Raw genomic sequence first — 22,822 nt, 5'->3', positions numbered from 1 at the left:
AAGGCTTTTTATGATTCGAGAAATTCTGAAAATGGGCGACGAGCGCTTGCTGCGAATCGCGCCCCCGGTACCTGAAGCCCTGTTCGGTACGCCGGAACTTGAGGCCTTGATTGCAGACATGTTCGAGACCATGGACAGCGTCGGCGGAGTAGGTCTGGCGGCACCGCAAATTGGTATCGATCTGCAATTGGTGATCTTCGGTTTCGAGCACAGCGAGCGTTACCCGGAAGCGGATGCCGTGCCGCAAACCATTCTGCTCAATCCGTTGATCACACCCCTCAGCCCATTCCTGGAAGAGGACTGGGAAGGGTGTCTGTCAGTACCGGGTTTACGCGGCGCTGTGGAGCGTTACGAGCATATTCGTTACGAAGGTTTCGATCCGGATGGCAACCCGATTCAGCGCATTGCTCATGGCTTTCATGCCCGCGTAGTGCAGCATGAATGTGATCACCTGATCGGCCGGTTGTACCCCTCGCGGATCAGCGACTTCAGTAAGTTTGGTTACACTGAAGTGCTGTTTCCGGACATGGACCCCGACGCGGACGAGTGAGTCTGCGGGTAGGCGAATGTTTAGTGGGCGATCTGGACCGGCTTGATGAAGCGCAGAGTCATTCGGTCCGACTCGCCAATTTCCAGGTACCTGGCCCGGTCCTGTTCTCCCAATCTCAAGGACGGTGGCAGGGTCCATACCCCTTGTGGGTAGTCCTTGGTATCTGCTGGGTTGGCGTTGATTTCGCTTTCGTCCGCTAGGGTGAACCCGGCTTCGGTGGCCAGCTTGACCACGTACGTGGTGGGCAGATAGCCGCTCTGTTTGATGGCCTCCAGTGAGGCTCCTTCTTTGGCCCGATGATCGACCACACCCAAGGTACCGCCCGGTTTCAGTACCGCGTAAAACGCCTTGAACATCGCTGGCGCGTCGTCAGCCATCACCCAGTTATGCACATTACGGAACGTCAGCACAGTATCCGCAGACGCCGGTTTGCCGAAGACCGGTGCTTGCGGGTCGAACTCAATGATCTGCGCCTTGCCATAGCGCGCTGGATCGGCGGCGAACTTCTGTTTCAGGCTGTCGGCGGCCTTACGGTAATAATCGCCGCTGGCAGGTGTCTGTACAGCTGCAATGTAATGACCTTCGTCCTTGAGCAACGGCGCCAGCAGCTCGCTGTACCAGCCGTTGCCGGGGGTAATTTCAATCAGGGTCTGATTGGGGCGCACACCGAAGAATTGCAGGGTTTGTTGCGGATGACGATATTGATCCCTTGCACGATTTTCCGGTGATCTCCATGCCCCCGATAACACCCTGGAAAACTGCTCTGCCGTGACGGCGAAAGCAAGCGCGGGCAGTGTTTCAGGGTGTGTGGTTGCAGGGTTTTCGGCGGCCTGGACCAGAGCGGTCCCGAGCAGGGTGGTGAGGGAGTAAGCGATAAGCTGACGTTTCATTACCAGTCCTTGTCGTCCAGGCCCGACTCGAGCCCATCCAGCTCGGAGGCTACCACGCAGATTTACCCCCTGCGATCACACATTTTTGCGCATGCCACTGAACTAAAGGTTCTATGGCTGGAGGTTTGATCGGCTCATCGCTATCAAGGCCTTGGTGCGAGTGTAGCGCTCGAATCGATCTGACAACGGTTCTGGCAAGACAGATATCGCTTCGAACCCCGCGCGCTGATAAAAAGCCAACAACTCCGGATGGCAAAACAACCAGACCGGTCCGCGAGTGTGCGTCAAGGCTTCGCCGAGCAAGCGACTGGCGATGGCTTGGCCGCGCAATAAGGGGGCGACGAACAAACCGGTCAGCCAATGCCCGTTGGCGACCGGCGTCAGGCACATTGCCCCGATGATTTCAGTCTGTTTCGCCACCCACAATTGCGCGTCTTTGCCAGCACGCATCGGTGACTTGTGTGCTCGATAGAACTTGTCCAGCAGTGGTCTGGACAGCTCGGACAACACGTAGAACTGAGTGGCGGACATGAGGCTCGATAGCACGGCGGCAACAAATCAAAGAAGGCCTAATCTATAAAGACGGCCTTACGGGCAGCGCATCATAGCGCGCGGCAATCGGTACCAGTGTGGCATCCGATTAGGTGTATAACTGAGGCAAGATCACTCACAGTGGAGAGCACATCATGAGCAAAGGCATGGAATCAAAGAAAGCCGCGAAGAAGAAACCGGCTAAAACCCTCGATGAAAAACGCGCTGATAAAAAAGCCAAAAAATCCGATGCCGGTGCTTTTGGTCATTGATCCAATCCTGCGGAGCCTTATCAGGCTCCGTTTTTATCTGCGACTCTTCCCTAAAGTCGATTTCCCCGTCGACGCCTTCAACCAGACGCTCAGCCATTAGGTCGCGTCGCACCCGGCTCGGTGCGAAGCGCTCGCATAAGGGCTGGATGATGTGCGTAAATCCACCCCATGCGTGCGACAACGAGGCACAAATGGGCAGGACAGGACTGCATTTAGAAACCGACAGACTGATTATCCGCGAGTTGACGGCCGAGGATGTGCCCGCCCTCGCGTTGATTTTGGGTGATGCACAGGTTATGCGGCATTCGGTCAGGGGTGTGTTGACCGAGAAGGCGACGCGTGAGTTCGTGGCCGGGTGTTTTTTTTCATATCAGGCCAATGACTTCGGTCCGTTGGCGGTGGTCGAGAAGTGTTCATCGGCGTTTGTCGGATTCTGCGGTCTGAATGCCGAACCCGTGGAAGGTGCCGAGGAAGTGGAAATCGGCTATCGGTTGGGCCGTGCTTTCTGGGGCAAGGGTTTGGCGACGGAGGCGGCCATGGCCACTCTGACTTACGCGTTCGAAACGCTGAGCATCGATTCGGTGATCGCGATTGTCGAGCCGGAAAATATCGCGTCGGTGAATGTGATTGAGAAGCTAGGCTTCAACACGTTCATCCACAGCCAATACCATCGGCGCGGGGTCAAGATCTATCGGATGACGCTGCCGGACTGGAACTCACCCAGTGCTGTTGCCAAGAGGGCGACATGACGAAATACCGCACATCGTTTTCGCAGACGGCATGCAATGTGATCCTTGGGTTGCTGATCCTTGTGTTGCTGGCAGGCCCGCGCAGTGCGCTGGCCGGACAGGGCAATGATGTCGCGCTGGCATTCGTTCAGCAGCGCCACTTGGGCGACAGCCTTGCCTGGCTCGGTTATCAGGTCGCCTCGCGCACCGTGGCCTTTGCAACCCTTGTGCAGAAGGTGGGCAAGACCCAGGCGCAAACCACGGTCCAAGATGCGTTGCAGCACCTTCAGCCGCGTTACCAAGAGCAGTGGAACAGCAACATGGCCACCGCTTATGCGGAGTCCTTCACTCCTGACGAACTGCGCGAGCTGAATGAAGGAAGCCCTTCGTCTGCGCTGGCCAATAAATTCCGCGCCAGACAGAAGGATGTCGGAATGAGCATGAAAGCAAAGTCTGACGAACTGCTTGAGACCTTCGTCTCCAAAGCACTGCTTGATGCGCAGGACACGGTTAGTCATTAGCGTTCAGGCCATCACGCACGGGCAAACTGTCGGTGAGCCGCGGTGGTCGGATCTGTTCTTTTTATCTGTTCAACAGCAGGGGGAATCATGGACCCATTCATGCAGGCGGCGATTGAAGAGGCTCAACTGGGGTTGGCCGAGGGCGGGATTCCGATTGGTTCGGTGATTGTGCACAAGGGGCAGATCATTGGCCGTGGGCACAATCGGCGAGTACAGGAGGGCAGTGCGATCAAGCACGGGGAGATGGACGCGTTCGAAAACGCGGGTCGTTTACCGGCGCGCACGTATAAAGAGTCCGTGCTCTACACCACGTTGTCGCCGTGTGCGATGTGCAGCGGCGCGATCCTGCTGTATGGCATTCAAAAAATCGTGGTGGGCGAAAATCAGACGTTCATGGGTGAGGAAGCATTGTTGCGCTCCAGAGGCGTGAAGGTCGATGTGGTCCAGGATCACACCTGCATCGAGTTGATGCGCGGCTTTATCGCCAGCAAGCCTGAGTTGTGGAACGAAGACATCGGCGAATAAGCCCGCCATGCATTAGATAAAAAACATAGGCAAGTGAGTGTCATGGCTCTCTGAAAGAGTGCCTTTTCGCAGGCAAGCCCGCGCTCAGCTGCCGTATTGATCGCGACACAGGGTTATTTTGTTCAATAACCGAGGGCGCTCAGTCTTTACCTTCGTACGGCTATCTCAAAAAACGCCGTAAAAAATGAAGGTATTAAATGAGCATGCTTATATCCATGGCCGCGTTCGCGTTGGCGTCTTCTATTTCGCCAGGGCCAGTGAACATCGTGGCATTGAGTTCCGGTGCGCAGTTCGGCTTTCGTGCCAGTCTGCCGCATGTGAGTGGTGCGACTGTGGGCTTCACGGTGTTGCTGTTGATGATTGGGTTGGGGTTGCATGAACTGTCTAGCCATTGGCCGTTCCTGACCCAGGTCATCCAGTGGGCGGGCGTGGCTTTTCTGTTGTTCCTGGCTTACAAGCTGGCGGTGGATAACGGCACGTTGGGCGCCGGGAAGCAGGTCAAGGGCCCGTCATTTTTATACGGGGCAGCGATGCAATGGCTCAATCCCAAGGCGTGGCTGGCATCGCTGGCAGGCATGGGAGCGTATGCGGCCAATGGCGCAGACCTGTTGATCTGGCAGTTTGCGGGGGTGTACTTCGTGGTTTGCTACGGCTCGATTGCCTGCTGGGCTTATGCGGGCACCTGCCTGCGCAGCTATCTACAGGTGCCGGCGCGGGTTCGTGTGTTTAATCGTGCGATGGCATTGTTGTTGGCCGGCAGCGCCGTGTACCTGCTGGTCGCTTGACCCCCGTCAGCCTCGGTATTGGCGTGGCGTGGCGGCATGGAAGCGCTTGAATGCCCGCTGAAAATGCGCCTGATCGGCAAAGCCCGCCTCAAGGGCGACATCCGCAATCCGATGACCCCGTTTGAGCTGTGCGCGGCCAAATTGTAGGCGGCGGTTTATCAGGTATGCATGTGGCGTCATGCCGTAGTGCTGCTTGAACGCGCGGATCAGGTAGGAGGCCGACAAGTCAGCCGACGCGCAGATTTCTTCCAGACTCAATGATCGCGTGCAGTGCTCGCTGATGAAGTCCGCAGCACGTTTAAGTTTGAAGTTGGCATCTTTGGCCAAGGCCGGAGCAGGGTTGAGTGTCTGCTGTACATGGGTGAAAAACTCGATAACGGCAGTGTGCTTATGCAACGTATCGGTTTGGGCGTCGATGAGCATCGCATACAGGCGATTGAGCCCGTCATATAGCGCAGGCTCCGTGCTCATGATCGCCGAAAACGCTCTGAAGTCCTGATTTTCGCTAAAGCCCAGTTCATGTTGAAGGCGCGTCAGCCAAGCAACATCCACGTACATCATTCGATAAGACCACGGATGATCATCCAGCGGATTGCAGGCATGAACATCGTCCGGGTTCATGAGCACTACCACTCCGGCTCCGATGCGCTCCTGCGAGCGCCCGTTCAGGTACGTGCTGCGCCCGCCTGTAACCGCGCCGATGGAAAAAGTTTCATGGGCGTGTCGGTCATAGCAGATCTGCCGCCCATCCTGAATCGACCGGGCTTCGATGAATGGCAGGTATTCATCGCGCCAAAACTGTGGGCCTGTGACCTCTTGTTCGGCTGTTTTTTCCATGATTGCCACCACTCCTTCATCTCGGGCTGACAGGATCAGAATCCGTGCCGATCACTGTAACCGCATTCAGTCAAATCGGCGCATGACAGGAACGCTTTGCCACTGGAATAGGAGCCGTGCAGTGGCGCAGACTATTGTTGTTACACACTGATTCCCGCATAGGTTGATCTGTTTGCAGTTTGAGGACGAACCTAGAGACGCAACGGTTATCAAACGTCTGTGTCGTGACCGTTTCGAACAGAAGGTAAGCGATGAATAGTCTAGTGCGCAGTATTGCAACACTGACGCTGAGTGGGTTTCTGGGGATGGGCATGACCAGCATGGCCCACTCCCAAACCGCTTCAGCCCCTATGGATCGTGACCTGATGCTCGCGGGTGCCAGTTCACCGGGTATGCTCGAGAACAGCAAAAATAACCCCTATAACAGCCCTATCCGTCGCGCCAATCCCAATAGTCGGCAAGGCACGGAATCCAGTACTCCTCCGGTACGCGGGCCAAACACGGTCCCCAATCCGCGCCCCCCCACTCTAGAGAACGGTGGCATCCGCAATGGCTATCCGACCCGCCAGCAACCGTCCGGGGGCGCCACGAAAATCCAGCGCGGGGACCTGAATTGAACTGCGTGCGACGGAAACATTGATCGCGACACTCTGTGCCAGTGCCTTGTTCAGCCTGCTGGCGGCACGACTGTAGGTCGTGGCCGGCTCTCCCTCGACATGAGCGGGCTGGAGAACTTCAACGTGATTTTCCGTCAGGAACCGAAACTGTCGACGGGTAATCACTTCGGCTCGCGCATGGTCTTCGACCGCGATGGCTATCTGTTCATCACCTTGGGCGAAAACAACAACCGCCCGACGGCTCAGGATCTGGACAAGCTGCAAGGCAAGGTCGTGCGTATCTTCCCTGACGGCAGAGCGCCGGAGGCCAAGGGCAAAACCGTCGAAGGCACCGTGGCGCCCAGCCATGTATGGGAAAAGTCCCCAGCCATCAGCGGCATGGCGTTCTACGATTCCAATCGCTTCAAGCCTTGGAACCACAATCTGTTTATAGGGGCGCTGGCGGCAGAGACGTTGATTCGTCTGCAATTCGAAAGTTGGCCGGGCAACAATGATGCTCACTCAGGTATCTTGCTTGTCTTTCAGTACTTCACCCGTCTTGGCGTCCAGGTCTACATCCCATTTGACGCCTTTAGCGTCGAGCATTTCGGTTTGGTAGATGTAGCGACCGTAGGAGTTTTCCAGTTCGGTACTGTGCAGGGTTGCGCCAGGGTGTTTGACCAGCGCTGCTTTGTTCAACACTTCGAAGTCCATTACGGTGCCAGCCTTGTGCAGGCGAACGATTTCATCGGGCCCGATATCCGCTTGTGCGAGGCCCGCGACACCCGTCAGGGCGAGGATGGCGAACATGGCATTCAAGGTTTTCATTGGATTTTCCTTTGGGTTCAACTGTTTGGTTGAGTCCAGAGTAACCACTCAGACTTAATTCAGGCTTAATTGTCTCCGGTTCGCTGGAAATACCGTTGTGCCATGACGACGGTGACAGGGATCTTTCCGTGCAAGGGCAAGCGGCCGCACGTCGAGCCAAACGCAGTTGAACAACTTCTCGACAGGGTGTGTGAACAAGGCAATGATCGAACTCAAACCGGCATTCATCGACGATATACCGCGCCTGTGGGCGCTCAGAACCCGCGCGGTGCGGGTCAGTTGCGCGGGCCATTACTCGCCGGCACAGATCGACATCTGGAGTGCGACGACCGCGCCAGAGACGTACCTCCGACTGATTGCCAGCCAAGGCGCGTTGATCGCCGAAGAGGACGGCCAACTGCGGGGCTATGCGATCCTCGACCTGCAAACCGGCGAAGTCGATGCCATCTTCGTCGACCCGGACCACAGCGGAAAAGGCATCGGCAAACACTTGCTGCAGGGCATCGAAGCACTGGCGTTGCAACACGCATTCAGGCGCGTATATCTGTTTTCCTCGCTGAATGCTGTTGCGTTCTATCAGGCGGCCGGGTTTATCGCGATGAGGGACGAGGAATACGTTCATCCCAGCGGCATCATCTTGCGCAGTCTGTACATGGAGAAGGTGCTGCCAGAGTCGGCAGTTACGCCTGGGCGGTAACTGAGGGGACGACGTCCTTGTCGAAGCATCAGTGAGGCCGTATATCTACGAAGCCAAAGCGCTTCTCTCCCGCCCGCTGCTGACTTCAAACTGGCCCACCAGCTTTTGCAGTTTGTTGGCATTCAGGCGTACGGTTTCCGCGCTGCTTTGCAACACAACTACGGTCTGGCGCATCTCGCCTGAGGCCAGGTCCACGCGCTTGATGGTCTTGCCATAATCCAGGCTGCGGTCGCTGAGCTGCTGGATGATGCTGATCATGCTTTCAACCTCATGGTGCAGCTGAGCGTTTTCCGATGAAGCGTCTTCGGTGGTTCGCAGGTGGTTGTCGACGTCCTGCACGCCGCTCTCCATGAAGGCCACGGCTTGTTGGGTTTCGCTTTGCAGCCCCTCGACCATGTGTTTAATGTCATCGGCGGCACTGGCGGTACGGATTGCCAGGCTGCGTACTTCATCGGCGACTACCGCAAAACCACGACCGTGCTCACCGGCGCGAGCGGCTTCGATGGCGGCATTGAGCGCCAGCAGGTTGGTCTGATTGGTGATGTTGGTGATCAGGCCGACGATCTGGCTGATCTGCGACATTCGGCTGTCGAGCAACTGCACACTGGAAGCCGAGCGCTCGACCACGTCGCGAATCGACTGGGTGCCCACGCGGACCGCCTCAAACTGCTCGCGGGCACGTCGAACCACGTCGTCCATGGCCTGCTTCATCTGCTCGGCCGTCAATGACGCCTGGTTGATTTCACTCAGTTGCCCCTCGACGATCAGCATCATGCGGTTTACCGCTTCAGCCACTTCGGTGGAGGTAAAACCGGCTTCCTGGCTGCTGCCGAGCATCAGTGCATTAGTCTTGCCCATGCTTTTGGAGGCGTGGATCACCTGACCGACCACCGCATCCAGATTGTCGATGAAACTGTTGATCCAGCGGCCCATGTCACCGGTTTCGTCGTTGGCCATCTTCTCGGTATCAAGGCGCTGACGCAGGTTGCCTTCGCCCTCGGCGATGGTGCGGATCACTTGCGTCATGTCGCTCAGGCGCACCGCCAGGCGTTTAGGCCCGAATGATGAGAACAGCAGGGCGGTGATCGCCATGCTGAATATCTCGATGCCGTCGATCTGCAACTGACCCAGGCCGCTGTAATGCTGGACCAGATAATTGCAGGTGAACAGGCCACCCATGGTTGCCAGATAGGGTTTCATCAGGCCGTAGCTCAGAGAACGACGCCGATAGACTTCCTCCAGATCGGCCTCACACATCATGCCCCAGTGATCCGCCGAGCCGGGCAGCTGGAAGGTCACACCCTTGCCAATCACCGGGATGTGCCGGTAGTCGGAATAGCCGGGATAGGTGACGAACAGGTTGGAGCCGGTGCGAATGGTTTCGCGCACGCCGGGGTGCAATTGTTGAGTGGCAGGATCGATAAAACGCAATTCGAGCTCGGTGTGACGCTGGATCTTCACCGAGCCCCAAGCGGTGTGCACGCCGGTCTTGAGGTTTTCCCCGTGGGTAAATGCGTTGTCTTCGAAGCGCGAGCGTGACAGTGCGATGCCGGGTTGCAGGGCGCGGTCGAAGCCGGCCTTGACCATGAACAGGTAGTTATCGCCAGACTCAGGGTAGATATGCCCGGCTTCGCGCTGGATCAAATCCCCAAGCACATCGTTTGGTACCCGCCCGCACAGGCAGCCCAGCACTTTGCCATCGAGCAAGAGCGGCTGATAGAACATCAGGGTAACTTCGTCATGGAAGCGTGAGGACGACGGACCAATTTTCAAGGTCAGCGGATCGCTGTATGGACCGTGCAAGAATGGCTTTTTCAGGCCTTCTGCCAGCGCACGAGGGTCCAGATCCTTGGCGTTGCAATGCGCTGGACATGTCGAGGCAAGCACCTCGCCCTGAATATCGACGACAAAGAGCTCGGAAAAGTCCGACGCCTGGCTGAGCTTCTCCACCAGTACCAAGGCATCGATCCGGGTAAGGTCGCGTGCGACGTTGGTGCTCAGTTCGCTCAAGTGTTCCCAATACTCTTGAGCCCAATGCTGGAGCAATTTGACGCGGGTTTCGGCGATCGATTCGAACGAGCCTTCGATCACAGAGTAAATGGACTTGTTCATACGACAGGAGCGCCTCATGGCCAGTTTTCCTGTCTTGCCGAACCAGGGCAGCCAATGCTTTTCAGCGGTGGATAGCTGCATTGAATCACTGTGCAGGGTCATGCCGGACTCCTTAAACAACGGCATCAAAGATACGGGTGAACAGGCAAGGACCGAGCCATTCCCTGTAATAAGTGCGGTTTTCACAAAAAATGCAGGCATATCAGTCGTTTTTTGGCGTTTTACCATATTTAAGTGTCGTTTTTATGCTCTATAGAAGTGCGTTTTCTGATATGGGTGCCCATCAGAGAGCGCAATCGAGCATGTAGACTCCTGTGTCGGGGACATCTTGGTGGCCGCGAATGGCTTGACGCGCCGGGCCTTCCTGGGACGGCGCCATCATTTGCGCCGTGTATGTGCTGCCAATCAAGTGCGCTTTGCTATGCTTCGCGTCCAGCGTCCGGGCGAAAAGCGTCGCGTGACAGTTTCAATGGAGCGACCTGTCGTGACGGTCGAGCCTTAATCACTTCACGTTTTGGATTGCTCATGACAGCCATTATTCGACCACGCCTCCAGCCGCTGTCCCGGGTTGACTACACAACCTTGGGCCTTGCGGCGCTCGGTGGGGCGCTGGAAATCTATGACTTCATCATCTTTGTGTTCTTCGCGCTGACCTTGAGTCAGCTGTTTTTTCCGCCAGACATGCCTGAATGGCTGCGCTTGCTGCAAAGCTTCGGCATTTTCGTCACCGGTTATCTGGTTCGGCCGCTGGGCGGCATCCTGATGGCGCACTTCGCTGACCGATTGGGCCGCAAGCGCGTGTTCAGCCTGAGCATTTTGTTGATGGCACTCCCGTGCCTGCTGATCGGGGTGATGCCGACCTATGCCCAGATAGGTTACTGGGCGCCGCTGATTCTGTTGGCCCTGCGTATCCTGCAAGGCGCCGCAGTGGGTGGAGAGGTCCCGAGCGCCTGGGTGTTCGTCGCCGAGCATGCGCCCAGAGGTCATCGTGGCTATGCGTTGGGCGTGCTACAAGCCGGGCTGACGTTTGGCTATTTGCTGGGCGCGCTGACGGCGACCTGGCTGGCGCAGGTGTTCAGCCCTGCGGAAATTCTCGATTACGCCTGGCGCATTCCGTTTCTGCTGGGCGGTGTGTTTGGCGTGGTGGGTGTCTGGCTTCGGCGCTGGTTGAGCGAAACCCCGGTGTTCATGGCCCTGCAGGCACAGCGTGAAGCCCAGCCCGAGTTTCCGTTGCGAGCGGTGCTGCGCGAACATCGCCAGGCATTATTACCAGCGGCGTTGCTGACATGCGTGCTGACCTCTGCAGTCGTGGTGCTGGTGGTGATCACCCCGACAGTGATGCAGCAACGATTCGGCATGACCGCCAGCCACACGTTCGCCCTGAGCGCACTGGGGATTGTTTTTCTGAACATTGGCTGCGTCCTGGCCGGTCTGGTAGTGGATCGTTTTGGCGCCTGGCGCGGCGTGGTGCTGTACAGCCTGCTGTTGCCGCTGGGGATCGCGTTGTTGTATGCCAGCCTGATCGGCGGCTGGCTCTCACCCGGTCTTGCCTATGCCATCGCGGGGTTGTCCTGCGGCATCGTCGGTGTGGTGCCGTCGGTGATGGTCGGGCTGTTCCCGGCGCATATCCGTGTGTCGGGTATTTCGTTCACCTACAACATCGCCTACGCACTCTGGGCCAGCACCACGCCGTTGATATTGATCGCGCTAATGCCGTGGAGCCCTTGGGTATGCGTAGGCTATTGCGCAATCATGGGGGGCGTGGGTGTGCTGACGGCGACTTTTTTCGGCCTGCAGCGCGGCGTCGAGGTTGATGGTGTCATGGCGGTAAGAGCCGCACGCTGAGGACCTTTCGAGGCAACCGAATGCGTCATAGAATAAAGCAGCAGTGAGCAGCGACGTCGTGGGGCAGAAACCGCCTCGAACGACAGGCCCGCCTTAAGGACGGCCAACTGCGTTTGATCTGCCGCAACGAACGGACCTGGTCTTCAGTTGACCAACCGGCGTACCTGTCTTTGTAAGCCGTACCTATCTTCGTAAAAAGGAGAATGGACATGAGCGTCAAAGCAATCCCGGAGGGCTTCCATAGCCTGACCGTGTACATGGGCGTCAAAGATGCAGCCAAGGCCATCGAGTTTTACAAAAAGGCATTTGGCGCCACTGAGAATTTCCACCTCAACAACCCGGACGGTAAAGTCGGGCACGCCGACATTCAGATCGGCGATTCCAGGCTGATGCTCGCCGATCCATGTGATCAGGGCGGGTTCAACAGCGCCGATCCGATGAGTAAAACTTCATTTGGCATGTACCTGTATGTGCCCGACGTCGACACGCAATTCAAGCGCGCCGTCGACGCCGGGGCCACGGTCGTGAGTGAGGTCAAGGATCAGTTTTACGGTGACCGTTCTGGCGCTGTGAGAGATCCTTTTGGGCACTTGTGGTTCATCGCTACCCACAAGGAAGACCTGACGCCCGAACAAATCGGCAGACGTGCCGAAGTGGCCTTCAAACAAATGCAGGCCTGACGGTCTCCGCAATAATCAGCACGTCGCCAGTCTGACCCCCGTCAGCTCGGCGTGCTGGTCTGTGCCATGCCTCGTCAAACCGCTATGTTCGACAATGGAAGTACTGTTTTGTTACAGCGTTATTTGTAACAGATGATTGTAATTATCATTCTTGAAGTTTATTCTGCCTGTCTATACAACTGATGTCGAAATGCTTTCGTGCATCGATCATTTGCCTGAATAGGTAAATGATCGATGAGGATTTTTTTGCGCGGATTTTATGTGCGGCTTTAGTATCTGGCCTACGTGCTAGGTCCTGTTTTATTGTAGGAATATTCTTTAAGTGCCTAGTGCTGTAGCGAACAATCATAAAAATATGCCTGATATTTATTTGCGTGAAAACATTCTAAATAAATGGGTCGATGTGCCGACTTACTGTTTAAGGTCAGGAAAGGAGGCAGCAACAAGCTTTCTGTCTGTGTGTGTCAGATGCTCAATAATAAAAGGCTCGAAACCTATGCGGGTAACACGGAGAGAACGTGATGTCCTGTCCCTTCTGCTGCGCGGTAAAACCAACAAGCAAATCGCTGAGGCCCTTGGTATCAGTGGCTATACCGCTCGTGATCATGTCTCGTCTCTGCTGAAAAAAAATGGAGTCAAGACCCGCGCTGCGTTGATGGTGGAGTATATGTCCAGAAAAATTCAAAATAAACATGACCCCCTACATCTGTAGGATTGTGTGTGAAGTCAGTGTGTTCATAATACTAATCTCTGAGTCCGTATGGGCCGTTGTGCCGATCTGAGCACTGCTCGCTGCTATTAGCGGTCGTCAATATTAGTTGTCAGTTTATTGTCTGGATTGCGTTTGTCTTGACGGGCGTTCGGCTGTCTTGAATAAACGTTAATACTCACGTTGTCGGCTAACGATAGTGGCGGGTATTGAACACGCATTGACTCATCTACTCGCAGGGGCTGAGGCGTTTCATTGCTGGCCGGCAGTAGTGGGGTAATGAGTGAGTGCAAAAAAAAATACAAAAGCAGGATGTCTTCGTTAATAACAAGTGGAGTAACACTCGTGAATTTTTCCATGACCGCGGCTGATGCAATCGTCCATACCCCGCAATGGATCGACTTCTGCAATATCGATGAGTGTTTGCCAATGGACTGTTCGCAGTTGGCCGCACGGCAGGCGAGGTTGTCGAAACCTGAACTGCAGGACCTGCAAGGAAGAATCGTGGGTCCGCGAGGTATTTTGGCCGCTTTTTCCATCCAGGTGGCTGAGCAGGGACGGCAGGCGCCCTACCTTCAAATACTGCCTGAAAGCACTGATCCAACGCGGCTGATGCTGGCTGAAAAAGCGCTGGAATTTGCACTGGGTTGCCACCAGCGTCGAGCGTCTGGCGAGAACCCTTTCGCCGACCTGCCAAGGGCTCCGCTGTGCTGTATCGTTTATGACGATTTGGGCCCCTATAACCTTGCTGAGCGTTATGCCGCAAGTGAGGAACTCAGGACCTTCGATGGCCAGTTTTTCGCCCGCTTGATCGCGACAACCCATGAAACGGTTGAGCGAAGGGTGGTATTTAAAGGCCTGCTTGAACATTTCGACGCTTTGCTGCCGGTAGAGCAGAGCATTTATCCGGAAGGCTATAGAGACGTGCAGCAACGCTATCTGGATCGTGAGGAGCAGCTTTACGGCAAGTTGACTCTGGGCAAGCCACTGAGTGTGATTTTTGCTGAACAAACACCCGAAAGTCTGCTGGTAAGCCTGGGTGCACGCGGATGAACGCATTCAACCGACGCCGATCGCCAAACGCACGTCAGCCAATGCCAACCGAACGTCACCGGTCGGAAGATCAATCAATGGGGGGGGCAGAATTCGGTACTAAACTGATTAGGTACTTTATTGGGGGCGAACCCTAAGCCTTGTAGCTGCCAGAACATAGGCTCCGGGGCTTGGGGTTATCCAGTCACTCGATCAAGGAACCCTGTCATGCACACTCACGAGCAAAAAACCGAACACAAGTCCTTCTCCAAACCCGATGAAGTCCGCGAGTTTGGTCACGGCAAAGCTGAAATCCTCAAAATCGGTGACGCAGAAGTGGGCCGATATACCTTCGAACCCGGTTGGCGCTGGTCAAATGACATCAAGCCTCTGGCCAAAACAGCCAGCTGCCAGGCGCCGCACTTCCAGTACCACGTCACGGGCAGAATCGCCATTCGCATGGATGACGGTACAGAGTTTATCGCCGGGCCAGGAGACATCACCTCGTTACCCCAAGGCCATGATGCCTGGGTCGTTGGCAACGAAACGGTCGTGCTGGTCGACTGGTTTGGTGCAACCAACTACGCCAGGAAGGTTTGATCTTGTTCGAAACGAGGGTAAAAGGGGCGGCTCATTGATGATCAATGAGTCAGCCCCTTTTGCGATTGTTCGGGCACGAAATGAGCTTTGTATCTAGAGTTCGTGGATCGTCTATCCCTTTGCTAAAGGATTGCCTCATGACCAAAGGATTGTTCAGCTCCGGTCCTGCGTACGCCTTTCTCCTCTGTGCATTCCTGCCATTCACCCTTCACGCCAGTGAATCCCTGCACGTCTTCACCGGCACACTGGGCAATATGCCGATTGTGCTGGAGCTGGATCTGAGCGATCCGATGGTGGTCAGCGGTCGGTACTTCTACGAGAAACACCACAACGACTTGCCGCTCAGCGGCGTCTTGAGCGGGAAGGAGCTCACCCTCGAGGAGGGCCTGGACGATAACAGTGGTAACGCTCTCCCCGAGCTGCTCCTGCATCAAGGGGCACAATCAGACTGGCAAGGTGAATGGAGGGGGCCTGGGGGTAAAACCCTCACGGTTAAACTGACCGAAACACAAGTACCGCCACCGTCCAAAGGTGTTGAGGCGGGTTGGCAGACGATCTATCAACAGTCGCCCTATGATTACCTGCGCCTGCAAGGCTTGCCGCTAAAGCCGGACAGGATGCAGACCTTCATGGGCTACACCCTGCAATGGTGGACGGAACCGGAATCCAGACTCTCATTGTTCGAGATTACCTCGGGCTACACACCGGAGCAGCGTGATCGCATCAATCAACAACTGCGCGCCCGTCTGTGGAATGAAGTGGTCAGTTACCACGCCTGCCTGCTCCAGGGCAGCCGCTTCGGCGCGGACTTTCAGCAAACAGTCACTCCCGAGCTGCTGTCGCCCGGCATCGTCAGCGTGAATATCTTCACTCGCTATAACTGTGGCGGTGCACATCCGGACTTCGGCGACTCGCCAATCAGTGTCGATGTGAACACGGGTAAATCGCTATCGATGGAAGACGTGCTCTGGATCGGTAAAGGCAAAGCCTTCCATTACGATGATCGAGAGGAGGCTAACGGGAAAGGCACATCCAGCGTGAGTTTTGACACCTTCTCTAATTACCGCAACAAACAGTTCGCGCCCTGGATCGTGAGTCAGCTAAAAATCTCCGCCCCGGAAAAAATGAAAAAACCGGCGACAAAAGACGAAGACTGCAACTATAGCGATCCGAGCATCTGGAGCTTCCCGGCCTGGTACTTCAAACCCGGCGGCCTGTATTTCGGCCCATCCTTCGCCCGCGTGATGCGCGCCTGCGAAAGTCCGGAGTGGTCGGTGGTGCCTTACAGCGAAATCAAACAACACCCCGGTGGCATGGCGCTGGATTTACCGGACTAAGGCTCGCGCAGCAAACGAGGTCTCGATTCTCGTGGGAGCTGACTTGTCTGCGAAGACCATCCAGCGCGGACCACCTGCCGCACCTCGATCCAACACCCGCCAGCAGGTGATCATGGCTGCAGGGTCAAACCCAAACCTGACGGAAGCCCGGGCCGGGCTTATTCGCAGACAAGTCAGCTCCTACGAATAATGTGCTATTTCAGATGGTTATCGATTGTTTGATAGGACTGTCGCGCAGCAAGCCGGGCCCAGGTAGGAGCTGACTTGTCTGCGAATAAGGGCTGAAGGACCTTCCTGCGGTGGTGAATCCAATAATTTCAATTGCTTATAAGTTGTTTAACAAGAGCCATCTTACAGAGGCCGGAATATAGGACGAATACCCTTACACCCTGGATATGAAGAACACCCCCAGAAGTCACCCCCCGCATTAGCGCCACTTCGGGCGACTCTGATTACCATCGGCTTCCTGCAATGAGGGCAAGCAGGCGCTACCGGTTTAGCTGGGGATGGTTTGGCCGATGGCTCAGCAACCGGGGGCGCTTTGGCAACTTCAGGAACAATGACCGGCTCCACCTGTTCCTCTACGACAGCCGAAGTAGGCCGCGGCCCTGGGCGCTTGGTCGCTGCGATCCATTGGTTCAGCAGCTCCCCATCCACCAGCCGCAGGTTCCGTCCCGAAGCGAACTGCTTCGCTGGCCCAGTAAAGCGGCCGCTGGTGATCACAAATCCGCCCGTCGCACCCTCTGCCGCCATCGCCCCATACAGCTCACGAACCGTCGGCACGCCAACCTGCAGCGAGCGCCATTGCTTGCATTGCACCAGGTACTTTTCTCCGTCCTTGCGAGCAACCAAATCGACCCCGCCATCCGGCCCGTTACCACCGGTTTCCTGAACGCTAAAGCCCTGATGCCGCAACGCCTCACCCACCAACAGCTCGAACTGCTGCCAGGTAATGCCTTCAAGCGTCTTGCCACCCGGCATCGCGACCGCCGCCAGCAACCGACGCCGTTTACGTCGACCGAACACCGACGCCGCAGCACCGCCGAGAAAAATCAGCGGGACCAGGTACTGGCCGAAGGTGGCGAAAGTTTTGAAGGCGGTGTTGAAGATCATTGAATCCAGGTGCTGCATGCCCGAATAGATCGGTGTCTGGGCGATGGCGATCGAATGCAGATACACACCTGACGCGATGGCGATCATTGCACTGACCCACCATGGGAGTTTGCTGGCGATGTAAAAGAGGTCTTCGAAAGGGGAGGTTTTTTTAGCCATGACTTCGCTGATATTGAAAGGCCATCTGAAGATACGTGCAGGGTGATTCGGTGTCTACGGAGTGCGATCTGTCTCGTCCTGCAATGCTTGAATATTGCTGCTTTTTAGGCTTCAATTGCTGCCTTAAAAGCAGCATATAAGGGCGTTGCCATGTCGCTGAGTACGTTTCTATTTTCCGATTACCGCAGAAAGGTGCTGGCGTTGTTGTTGCTCCACCCCGACGAACGTTATCACCAACGTGAGATTGCCCGTCTCACCGATACCATTTCAGGCACCCTGAGTCGTGAGCTAGCCAAGATGGTGGAAGCGGGTTTGCTAGAAAAAATGCGTGTCGGTAACCAAGTGCAATACAAAGCCAATCTGGAATGTCCGGTTTTCGAAGAGTTAGCCAGTATCCTTCGCAAAACGGAGGGTTGGATTCAGTCGCTGGCAGAAGCGCTGGAACCGCTGGCAGATTCTATCAAGGTGGCTTTTGTATTCGGCTCCATGGCCAGCGGCAAAGCGGGTTCAAGCAGTGACATCGATCTGATGGTTATCGGTGACGCAAGGTTTAGCGACTTGATTACCCACCTCTATCCGCTTCAGGAGGCGCTCGGCAGGGAGATTAATCCCAAGCAGTACTCGATCAGTGAATGGCGCCGCCTAATAGAAGAGAAGGGCGCGTTTGTGCGGGACGTGTTGAGCAAGCCAAAGCTATTTGTGATTGGGCATCAGCAAGATCTGGTGGTTGATGAGGCGTAATGATGACGTTGGCGAATTTGTTGGGACTGTCACTGGAGAAGGTCGAGCCTGATGCCGCGAGCATCAGCCGCTTGATGGATGCGGCACGGCGCAGCCTGGCAGATGCTCAGTTGACGAACATGAGTAGCGAAGGTCGTTTCGACATGGCGTACAAAGCCATCATGCAAGCTGCCAACTCGGCTCTGCAGGCCAATGGGTATCGAACGTTGACGAGCAAGCCCGGACATCATCAGACGATGATCCAGAGCTTGCCTCTGACTATTGGTCTGGATGCGAAAACCATGATCGTCCTGGATGGTCTTCGCAAGCAGCGCAATGTCAGTGACTACTCTGGAGATCCGGTTAGTGAAAGCATGGCGCTGGAAGCAATCGCTCATGCTCGGGCTTTGCTAGTCCAGGTTGAGCATTGGCTGAACGCTAACAAACGACATTTGGTTGGGTGAGTGGCGTGTTGCATGGATTGAGCAATCACTGTGTCCACCCATCATGGGACTTCGCCAGCGATGGTGAAGAGATCGCCGAGTGAGGTGGTTTTTAGCCATGACTTCGCTTCAGCGGAACTCAAAAAATTCGTAGTGGAGATTACCTTCAGGAATCCCGCTTTCGCGCATCAGTTCACGGACGCGTGACATCAAGCCCTTGGGACCACAGAAGCTAACGTGGATCTGTGCCGGATCTGTTTGGGTGGCTGCCTGACGCACGGTTTCAGCCAACTGATCGGCACCCCCGCCATTGCCAACGAACTCGACCCCACGCTTTTCGGCCATACCTTGCAAAAGCTCGACGCTCGGGAACGCTCGCGACGGATTAAAGCAATAGACCAGAGTGGCATTGTCGAAGTGGCTGGCAGACGTGTCCTGCAGCCAAGAGATGAATGGCGAAATACCCACACCTCCGCCGATCCAGATTTCCCGCTCCGCGCCGGGCTGACGCTTGAAGCGTCCGTACGGTGCATAGATATCCGCCAGCATCCCAACCTTGACCTGATCGCGCAGTTTCTGCGTGTAGTCCCCCAAGGCGCGGATCACAAACTTGATACGGCCACTGTCGGAATGGGCGGCAGCAATAGTGAACGGGTGAGGCTCGCGCAAGCCTTTCTCCTTCATGGCCAGGAACGCAAACTGCCCTGCCTTGAACGTAAAGCCGCTATGGATCGGCTCAAGCTCAAGGCTCAGGGAATTCTTGCCAAGGGAAACGGCCGACACCTTGTATTCGCCAGCGGTAGCGATGAAGGGGTAAAGCAGCAGTTTGTAGAACGCCGCGAGCGCACCCGTGCCACACAACAGCGCTAACCAGATGCCGGCGGGGTTGCTCAACGTCATAGGCGACTTGAAGCTCAGCCAATGCAGGATGACGATCACAAACAGCGGGCCTGACAGCTTGTGCCACCAGCGCCACAGGCCATAGGGGATATTCCGGTTCAAGGCGAGCAACACAATCATGCCCAGTGCAACGTAACTCAGTTGGCGTACCAGACGCGTCCAGTATTTAGACATCTCAAGGATCGGCACGCTGTGCCAGACGTCCAGATAGGCCTTGAACACAAAATGGTGAGAGGCAAATACCAGCGCCCAAATACCCAGCCATTTATGGGTTTCATAGACCCTATCCAGGCCCCCGAACAAAACCTCAACGGCACGCCAGCGGCTGGACAGCAAGGCGGCAACCGCCATATAGGCCAGCGCCGCAGTGCCTAGGATCAGACTAAGCGTTGCCGAGGTCAGCCACGTGTCGGAAGGAATCTCGATGAGCAGGGTCGTTGCCGTGATCAGCAGGATGCCAACGATACAGTGCCAGCTTTTCAAGGACGCATGCTCCAGCCATTTACGGCTTTAACGATAATTCTGAATAAATACTGACCGGAAAAACCGGGAGAAAGCAGAATTGAAGTAGGCCATGTTACTGCATTGAGTGCTGTGTGACCCTGACCTCTGTCATCGCTTTAGTCAGGTGTCTTAATTGGCGCAAGGCTCTGGACCGGGCTTTATGGGCTCATTTATTCACATCTGGATCTTCGATAATCAAACGATTAAGTCTTTCGTAGAGCGATGCTGTAAACATTTTCCCATCTGCTGACAAATGACAGCGTCGGTGGCAATTCGGGCAGAGCGCGACGGCGTTCGTTGTTCTGTCGCTGCCATTATCAGCTAAGCGACGAACATGATGGACCTCAAGACAAGGGGCACCGTCGGTGAGCAAAAACGGTGCGTCCTGCCCGCAACCCTCGCATTTCCCTTTTGCGTTTTTGAGCACCCAGTCTCGAACCTTAAGATCACGTTCATAAGTAGTCGTTGTACTCGTTACAGACTTTGGATATTTGTTGCCTAGTGGCGGTGGGCTTAGGAAGTCAGTAGAGGACTCCTCAGTTTTCTGATTAGGTGATTTGATGTCGGTCGATGCAACGTAACTAGTTGATGTGGATACGCCTTTGCTTTCTAGAATCGCTTGGATCTTACTGCGGATGTTTGTCCCCGCGTTATCCCGAGGGACATAGCCCTCGACGCGTCGCAACCCCATAGCAATGAAGATGCTGGAAAGGTTGTGCATGCGCATCTCTACGGAAGACTTTCCTCGTGCGGAAAGCGCACCTTCACGTAGGTTTCGGTTTATTTCCGCTTTGTTGAACGGCTCAGACACCCTCTCCTTTTGAAGCATGCCGAGGTACGCATCTACAGCGGCCTCTAGCTCGATATCGTTCCAGCGAGTCGATGTTTTTTTCGTCATAACGGCGCCGATATTGAAATGCCAGCGCGAAGATACGTGTAGGACGAATCTGTGTCTATTAAGGGATCTTTCCTACAGAAGATGAAGCGGTGATGTTTGATGGCTTTTAGTCATCATGGTAAAAAGTTTGCTGGATATGTCATCCGCAAGCGAAGGAACTGCCATGAAAAAAATAGGGATAGGGTTTATCGCAGTGCTGTCGCTGCTCTGTGCTTTTTCGGTGTCTGGCAAGGACGTCAATCTTTCAGATTCAGCAATCATCAAGACCCTCATTGACGACTCGATATCGTCATACCCAGGCAATTGTCCGTGTCCATATAACTCTGCGAGAAACGGTAGCCGTTGCGGCAAGCGTAGCGCGTATAACCGTGCTGGTGGGTATGCGCCGCTTTGCTTTAAAGAGGATGTTTCTAAGGAGATGGTTGAGGATTATCGTCGGCGACTGAAGGCATGACCGAACACATTGCTGAAAACTGATTTCAGAGTATTCCTCCCGTCCGGGAGGGCATAGCATCCCGTGGCACTGTGGGGCGTTTGTTATTCAGTCTTCGCGGACAAGTCCGCTCCTACGCCCTTCGGGCAGAATCGAGACCCAGTTTGCTACGCGACAGCGCGACGTCGAAGCGGTCCTCCTACAGAGGATTTGTATCGGGTGCATCACTGTCGAGTCACCCCAACAAAAAAGCCAGAAGCAACCGCTTCTGGCTTTTCCACTTCAAACATCAGCTAAGTAAATCGAGCGATCAATCCCAGCTCAAAGCCCCACCGGTCTGATACTCAATAACCCGAGTTTCGAAGAAGTTTTTCTCTTTCTTCAAGTCCATGATCTCGCTCATCCATGGGAACGGGTTGGTTGTGCCTGGGTATTCTTCCTTCAAGCCAATCTGGCTCAAACGACGGTTGGCGATGAATTTGAGGTAGTCCTCCATCATTGCCGCGTTCATGCCCAGTACGCCGCGAGGCATGGTGTCGCGGGCGTATTCGATTTCCAGTTGGGTGCCCTGGAGGATCATTTGGCTGGCTTCTTCCTTCATTTCAGCGTCCCACAGGTGTGGGTTTTCGATTTTGATCTGGTTGATCACGTCGATGCCGAAGTTCAGGTGCATGGATTCGTCGCGCAGGATGTATTGGAACTGCTCGGCGACGCCGGTCATTTTGTTGCGACGGCCCATGGAGAGGATTTGGGTGAAGCCGCAGTAGAAGAAGATGCCTTCCAGCACGCAGTAGTAGGCGATCAGGTTGCGCAGCAGTTCTTTGTCGGTGTCGACGGTGCCGGTTTCGAACTTCGGATCGGAGATCGAGCGGGTGTATTTGAGGCCCCAGGCGGCCTTTTTGGCGACCGATGGGATCTCGTGGTACATGTTGAAGATCTCGCCTTCGTCCATGCCCAGCGATTCGATGCAGTACTGGTAGGCGTGGGTGTGGATCGCTTCTTCGAAGGCCTGGCGCAGGATGTACTGGCGGCACTCCGGGTTGGTGATCAGGCGGTATACGGCGAGTACCAGGTTGTTGGCAACCAGGGAGTCGGCGGTGGAGAAGAAGCCAAGGTTGCGCATGACGATGCGGCGTTCGTCGTCGGTCAGGCCTTCCGGATCACGCCAGACAGCGATGTCGGCGGTCATGTTGACTTCTTGCGGCATCCAGTGGTTCGCGCAGCCGTCGAGGTACTTCTGCCAAGCCCAGTCGTATTTGAACGGGACCAGTTGGTTGAGGTCGGCGCGGCAGTTGATCATCATCTTTTCGTCAACGGCAACGCGGGCGCTGGCGCCTTCGAGTTCAGCCAGACCTTCGGCGACGTCGAGGCTGTCCAGAGCCGCCTTGGCGCGGATGATCGCGGCCGAGTCGGTGTTCGTGACTGCACGGGCGGCGAGGGCGGCGGCGCCACCAGCGCTGTCGAGGCGGTCCATGTTGGCTTCGTTGGCGTGACCGGCGTTGGTTGCTTTGGCGGCTACTTCGCCGTCTTCTTTATCGAATTCGTCCCAGCTCAGCATGATGTTCGTCTCCTGCGTG

24 protein-coding genes and 2 pseudogenes are annotated in these 22,822 nt (G+C 55.6%); 17 read left to right on the top strand and 9 right to left on the bottom strand.

The features are described 5' to 3' along the window. Window positions 1-10: 10 nt before the first annotated feature. Entirely contained in the window at window positions 11-550 is a 540-nt protein-coding gene (gene def / locus RGU44_RS13775) for a peptide deformylase (RefSeq protein WP_219064638.1), read from the top strand. 20 nt (window positions 551-570) lie between these two features. Here the strand turns inward: def and RGU44_RS13770 are convergent, their stop codons facing one another. Both RGU44_RS13770 and RGU44_RS13765 read right to left on the bottom strand, forming a co-directional pair. Then, a complete protein-coding gene (locus tag RGU44_RS13770; RefSeq protein ID WP_322181189.1) occupies window positions 571-1,440 on the bottom strand; it encodes a methyltransferase in 870 nt (289 codons plus the stop codon). Between the two features lie 111 nt (window positions 1,441-1,551). Next, a complete protein-coding gene (locus RGU44_RS13765; RefSeq protein WP_322181187.1) occupies window positions 1,552-1,971 on the bottom strand; it encodes a GNAT family N-acetyltransferase in 420 nt (139 codons plus the stop codon). A 463-nt stretch (window positions 1,972-2,434) separates the two neighbouring features. Between RGU44_RS13765 and RGU44_RS13760 the strand changes: the two genes are divergently transcribed. The 4 genes from RGU44_RS13760 (at window position 2,435) to RGU44_RS13745 (ending at window position 4,802) form a co-directional block, all read left to right on the top strand. Beyond that, the gene (locus tag RGU44_RS13760) at window positions 2,435-2,992 is read left to right on the top strand and encodes a GNAT family N-acetyltransferase (RefSeq protein ID WP_322217547.1); all 558 of its coding nucleotides are present in this window, start codon (window positions 2,435-2,437) and stop codon (window positions 2,990-2,992) included. Then, window positions 2,989-3,492: a hypothetical protein gene (locus RGU44_RS13755; RefSeq protein ID WP_322217546.1), complete on the top strand. Its 504-nt coding sequence runs from the start codon at window positions 2,989-2,991 to the stop codon at window positions 3,490-3,492. The genes RGU44_RS13760 and RGU44_RS13755 overlap by 4 nt, the downstream gene beginning before the upstream one ends. An 87-nt stretch (window positions 3,493-3,579) precedes the next feature. Next, window positions 3,580-4,017, top strand: coding sequence for a nucleoside deaminase (locus tag RGU44_RS13750; RefSeq protein WP_322217544.1), 438 nt, complete (start codon window positions 3,580-3,582; stop codon window positions 4,015-4,017). A 197-nt stretch (window positions 4,018-4,214) separates the two neighbouring features. Beyond that, window positions 4,215-4,802: a LysE family translocator gene (locus RGU44_RS13745; RefSeq protein WP_322181181.1), complete on the top strand. Its 588-nt coding sequence runs from the start codon at window positions 4,215-4,217 to the stop codon at window positions 4,800-4,802. A gap of 6 nt (window positions 4,803-4,808) precedes the next feature. On the opposite strand, the gene RGU44_RS13740 is transcribed toward RGU44_RS13745, so the two are convergent. After that, window positions 4,809-5,639 (bottom strand): AraC family transcriptional regulator, encoded by an 831-nt coding sequence (locus RGU44_RS13740; protein WP_322181179.1) that lies wholly within the window; start codon window positions 5,637-5,639, stop codon window positions 4,809-4,811. Window positions 5,640-5,890: 251 nt separating this feature from the next. On the opposite strand from RGU44_RS13740, the gene RGU44_RS13735 reads away from it, so the two are divergent. Both RGU44_RS13735 and RGU44_RS13730 read left to right on the top strand, forming a co-directional pair. Further along, window positions 5,891-6,256, top strand: coding sequence for a hypothetical protein (locus RGU44_RS13735; RefSeq protein ID WP_407074615.1), 366 nt, complete (start codon window positions 5,891-5,893; stop codon window positions 6,254-6,256). A gap of 63 nt (window positions 6,257-6,319) precedes the next feature. Further along, window positions 6,320-6,772 (top strand): annotated as a pseudogene (locus tag RGU44_RS13730) (PQQ-dependent sugar dehydrogenase); the annotation flags it as partial. Here RGU44_RS13730 and RGU44_RS13725 read toward each other — a convergent pair. Beyond that, window positions 6,758-7,063, bottom strand: coding sequence for a PepSY domain-containing protein (locus RGU44_RS13725; RefSeq protein WP_322181176.1), 306 nt, complete (start codon window positions 7,061-7,063; stop codon window positions 6,758-6,760). The pseudogene RGU44_RS13730 and the gene RGU44_RS13725 overlap by 15 nt on opposite strands. A gap of 202 nt (window positions 7,064-7,265) precedes the next feature. Here RGU44_RS13725 and RGU44_RS13720 point away from each other — a divergent pair, with 202 nt between their 5' ends. Continuing rightward, a complete protein-coding gene (locus tag RGU44_RS13720) occupies window positions 7,266-7,760 on the top strand; it encodes a GNAT family N-acetyltransferase (RefSeq protein WP_322181174.1) in 495 nt (164 codons plus the stop codon). A gap of 45 nt (window positions 7,761-7,805) precedes the next feature. On the opposite strand, the gene RGU44_RS25105 is transcribed toward RGU44_RS13720, so the two are convergent. After that, window positions 7,806-8,459 carry a methyl-accepting chemotaxis protein gene (locus RGU44_RS25105; protein ID WP_407074617.1) on the bottom strand — a complete coding sequence of 218 codons (654 nt, stop codon included), beginning with the start codon at window positions 8,457-8,459 and terminating at the stop codon, window positions 7,806-7,808. Between the two features lie 1,938 nt (window positions 8,460-10,397). Here RGU44_RS25105 and RGU44_RS13710 point away from each other — a divergent pair. The 6 genes and pseudogenes from RGU44_RS13710 (at window position 10,398) to RGU44_RS13685 (ending at window position 16,075) form a co-directional block, all read left to right on the top strand. Further along, the gene (locus RGU44_RS13710) at window positions 10,398-11,717 is read left to right on the top strand and encodes an MFS transporter (protein ID WP_322217539.1); all 1,320 of its coding nucleotides are present in this window, start codon (window positions 10,398-10,400) and stop codon (window positions 11,715-11,717) included. A gap of 209 nt (window positions 11,718-11,926) precedes the next feature. Further along, window positions 11,927-12,397 (top strand): VOC family protein, encoded by a 471-nt coding sequence (locus RGU44_RS13705; protein WP_322181168.1) that lies wholly within the window; start codon window positions 11,927-11,929, stop codon window positions 12,395-12,397. A 496-nt stretch (window positions 12,398-12,893) separates the two neighbouring features. Further along, a pseudogene (locus tag RGU44_RS13700) lies at window positions 12,894-13,138 on the top strand (LuxR C-terminal-related transcriptional regulator). A gap of 313 nt (window positions 13,139-13,451) precedes the next feature. Further along, window positions 13,452-14,159 carry a hypothetical protein gene (locus RGU44_RS13695; protein WP_322217537.1) on the top strand — a complete coding sequence of 236 codons (708 nt, stop codon included), beginning with the start codon at window positions 13,452-13,454 and terminating at the stop codon, window positions 14,157-14,159. A 207-nt stretch (window positions 14,160-14,366) separates the two neighbouring features. After that, the gene (locus RGU44_RS13690) at window positions 14,367-14,738 is read left to right on the top strand and encodes a cupin domain-containing protein (protein WP_322181164.1); all 372 of its coding nucleotides are present in this window, start codon (window positions 14,367-14,369) and stop codon (window positions 14,736-14,738) included. 137 nt (window positions 14,739-14,875) lie between these two features. After that, the gene (locus RGU44_RS13685) at window positions 14,876-16,075 is read left to right on the top strand and encodes a hypothetical protein (RefSeq protein WP_322181162.1); all 1,200 of its coding nucleotides are present in this window, start codon (window positions 14,876-14,878) and stop codon (window positions 16,073-16,075) included. Between the two features lie 351 nt (window positions 16,076-16,426). Here the strand turns inward: RGU44_RS13685 and RGU44_RS13680 are convergent, their stop codons facing one another. Further along, window positions 16,427-17,347 carry a restriction endonuclease gene (locus tag RGU44_RS13680; protein WP_322181160.1) on the bottom strand — a complete coding sequence of 307 codons (921 nt, stop codon included), beginning with the start codon at window positions 17,345-17,347 and terminating at the stop codon, window positions 16,427-16,429. A 150-nt stretch (window positions 17,348-17,497) separates the two neighbouring features. Here RGU44_RS13680 and RGU44_RS13675 point away from each other — a divergent pair, with 150 nt between their 5' ends. Together RGU44_RS13675 and RGU44_RS13670 are read left to right on the top strand one after the other, a co-directional pair. Beyond that, the gene (locus RGU44_RS13675) at window positions 17,498-18,088 is read left to right on the top strand and encodes a nucleotidyltransferase domain-containing protein (protein WP_322181158.1); all 591 of its coding nucleotides are present in this window, start codon (window positions 17,498-17,500) and stop codon (window positions 18,086-18,088) included. A gap of 2 nt (window positions 18,089-18,090) precedes the next feature. Beyond that, complete coding sequence (locus RGU44_RS13670; RefSeq protein ID WP_322181155.1) at window positions 18,091-18,531, top strand: DNA-binding protein; 441 nt, start codon at window positions 18,091-18,093, stop codon at window positions 18,529-18,531. A gap of 108 nt (window positions 18,532-18,639) precedes the next feature. Here the strand turns inward: RGU44_RS13670 and RGU44_RS13665 are convergent, their stop codons facing one another. Next, window positions 18,640-19,893 (bottom strand): ferredoxin reductase family protein, encoded by a 1,254-nt coding sequence (locus RGU44_RS13665; protein WP_322181153.1) that lies wholly within the window; start codon window positions 19,891-19,893, stop codon window positions 18,640-18,642. A 187-nt stretch (window positions 19,894-20,080) separates the two neighbouring features. Further along, window positions 20,081-20,812: an HNH endonuclease gene (locus RGU44_RS13660; protein ID WP_322217534.1), complete on the bottom strand. Its 732-nt coding sequence runs from the start codon at window positions 20,810-20,812 to the stop codon at window positions 20,081-20,083. 163 nt (window positions 20,813-20,975) lie between these two features. On the opposite strand from RGU44_RS13660, the gene RGU44_RS13655 reads away from it, so the two are divergent. Beyond that, window positions 20,976-21,266: a hypothetical protein gene (locus tag RGU44_RS13655; RefSeq protein WP_322182813.1), complete on the top strand. Its 291-nt coding sequence runs from the start codon at window positions 20,976-20,978 to the stop codon at window positions 21,264-21,266. 289 nt (window positions 21,267-21,555) lie between these two features. Here the strand turns inward: RGU44_RS13655 and RGU44_RS13650 are convergent, their stop codons facing one another. Next, entirely contained in the window at window positions 21,556-22,803 is a 1,248-nt protein-coding gene (locus tag RGU44_RS13650) for a ribonucleotide-diphosphate reductase subunit beta (RefSeq protein ID WP_322181149.1), read from the bottom strand. Window positions 22,804-22,822: the final 19 nt, after the last annotated feature.

The organism is Pseudomonas sp. 5C2, assembly GCF_034314155.1.
Taxonomy (GTDB): Bacteria; Pseudomonadota; Gammaproteobacteria; order Pseudomonadales; family Pseudomonadaceae; genus Aquipseudomonas.
This window is presented reverse-complemented; position numbering and strand designations above follow the sequence as displayed.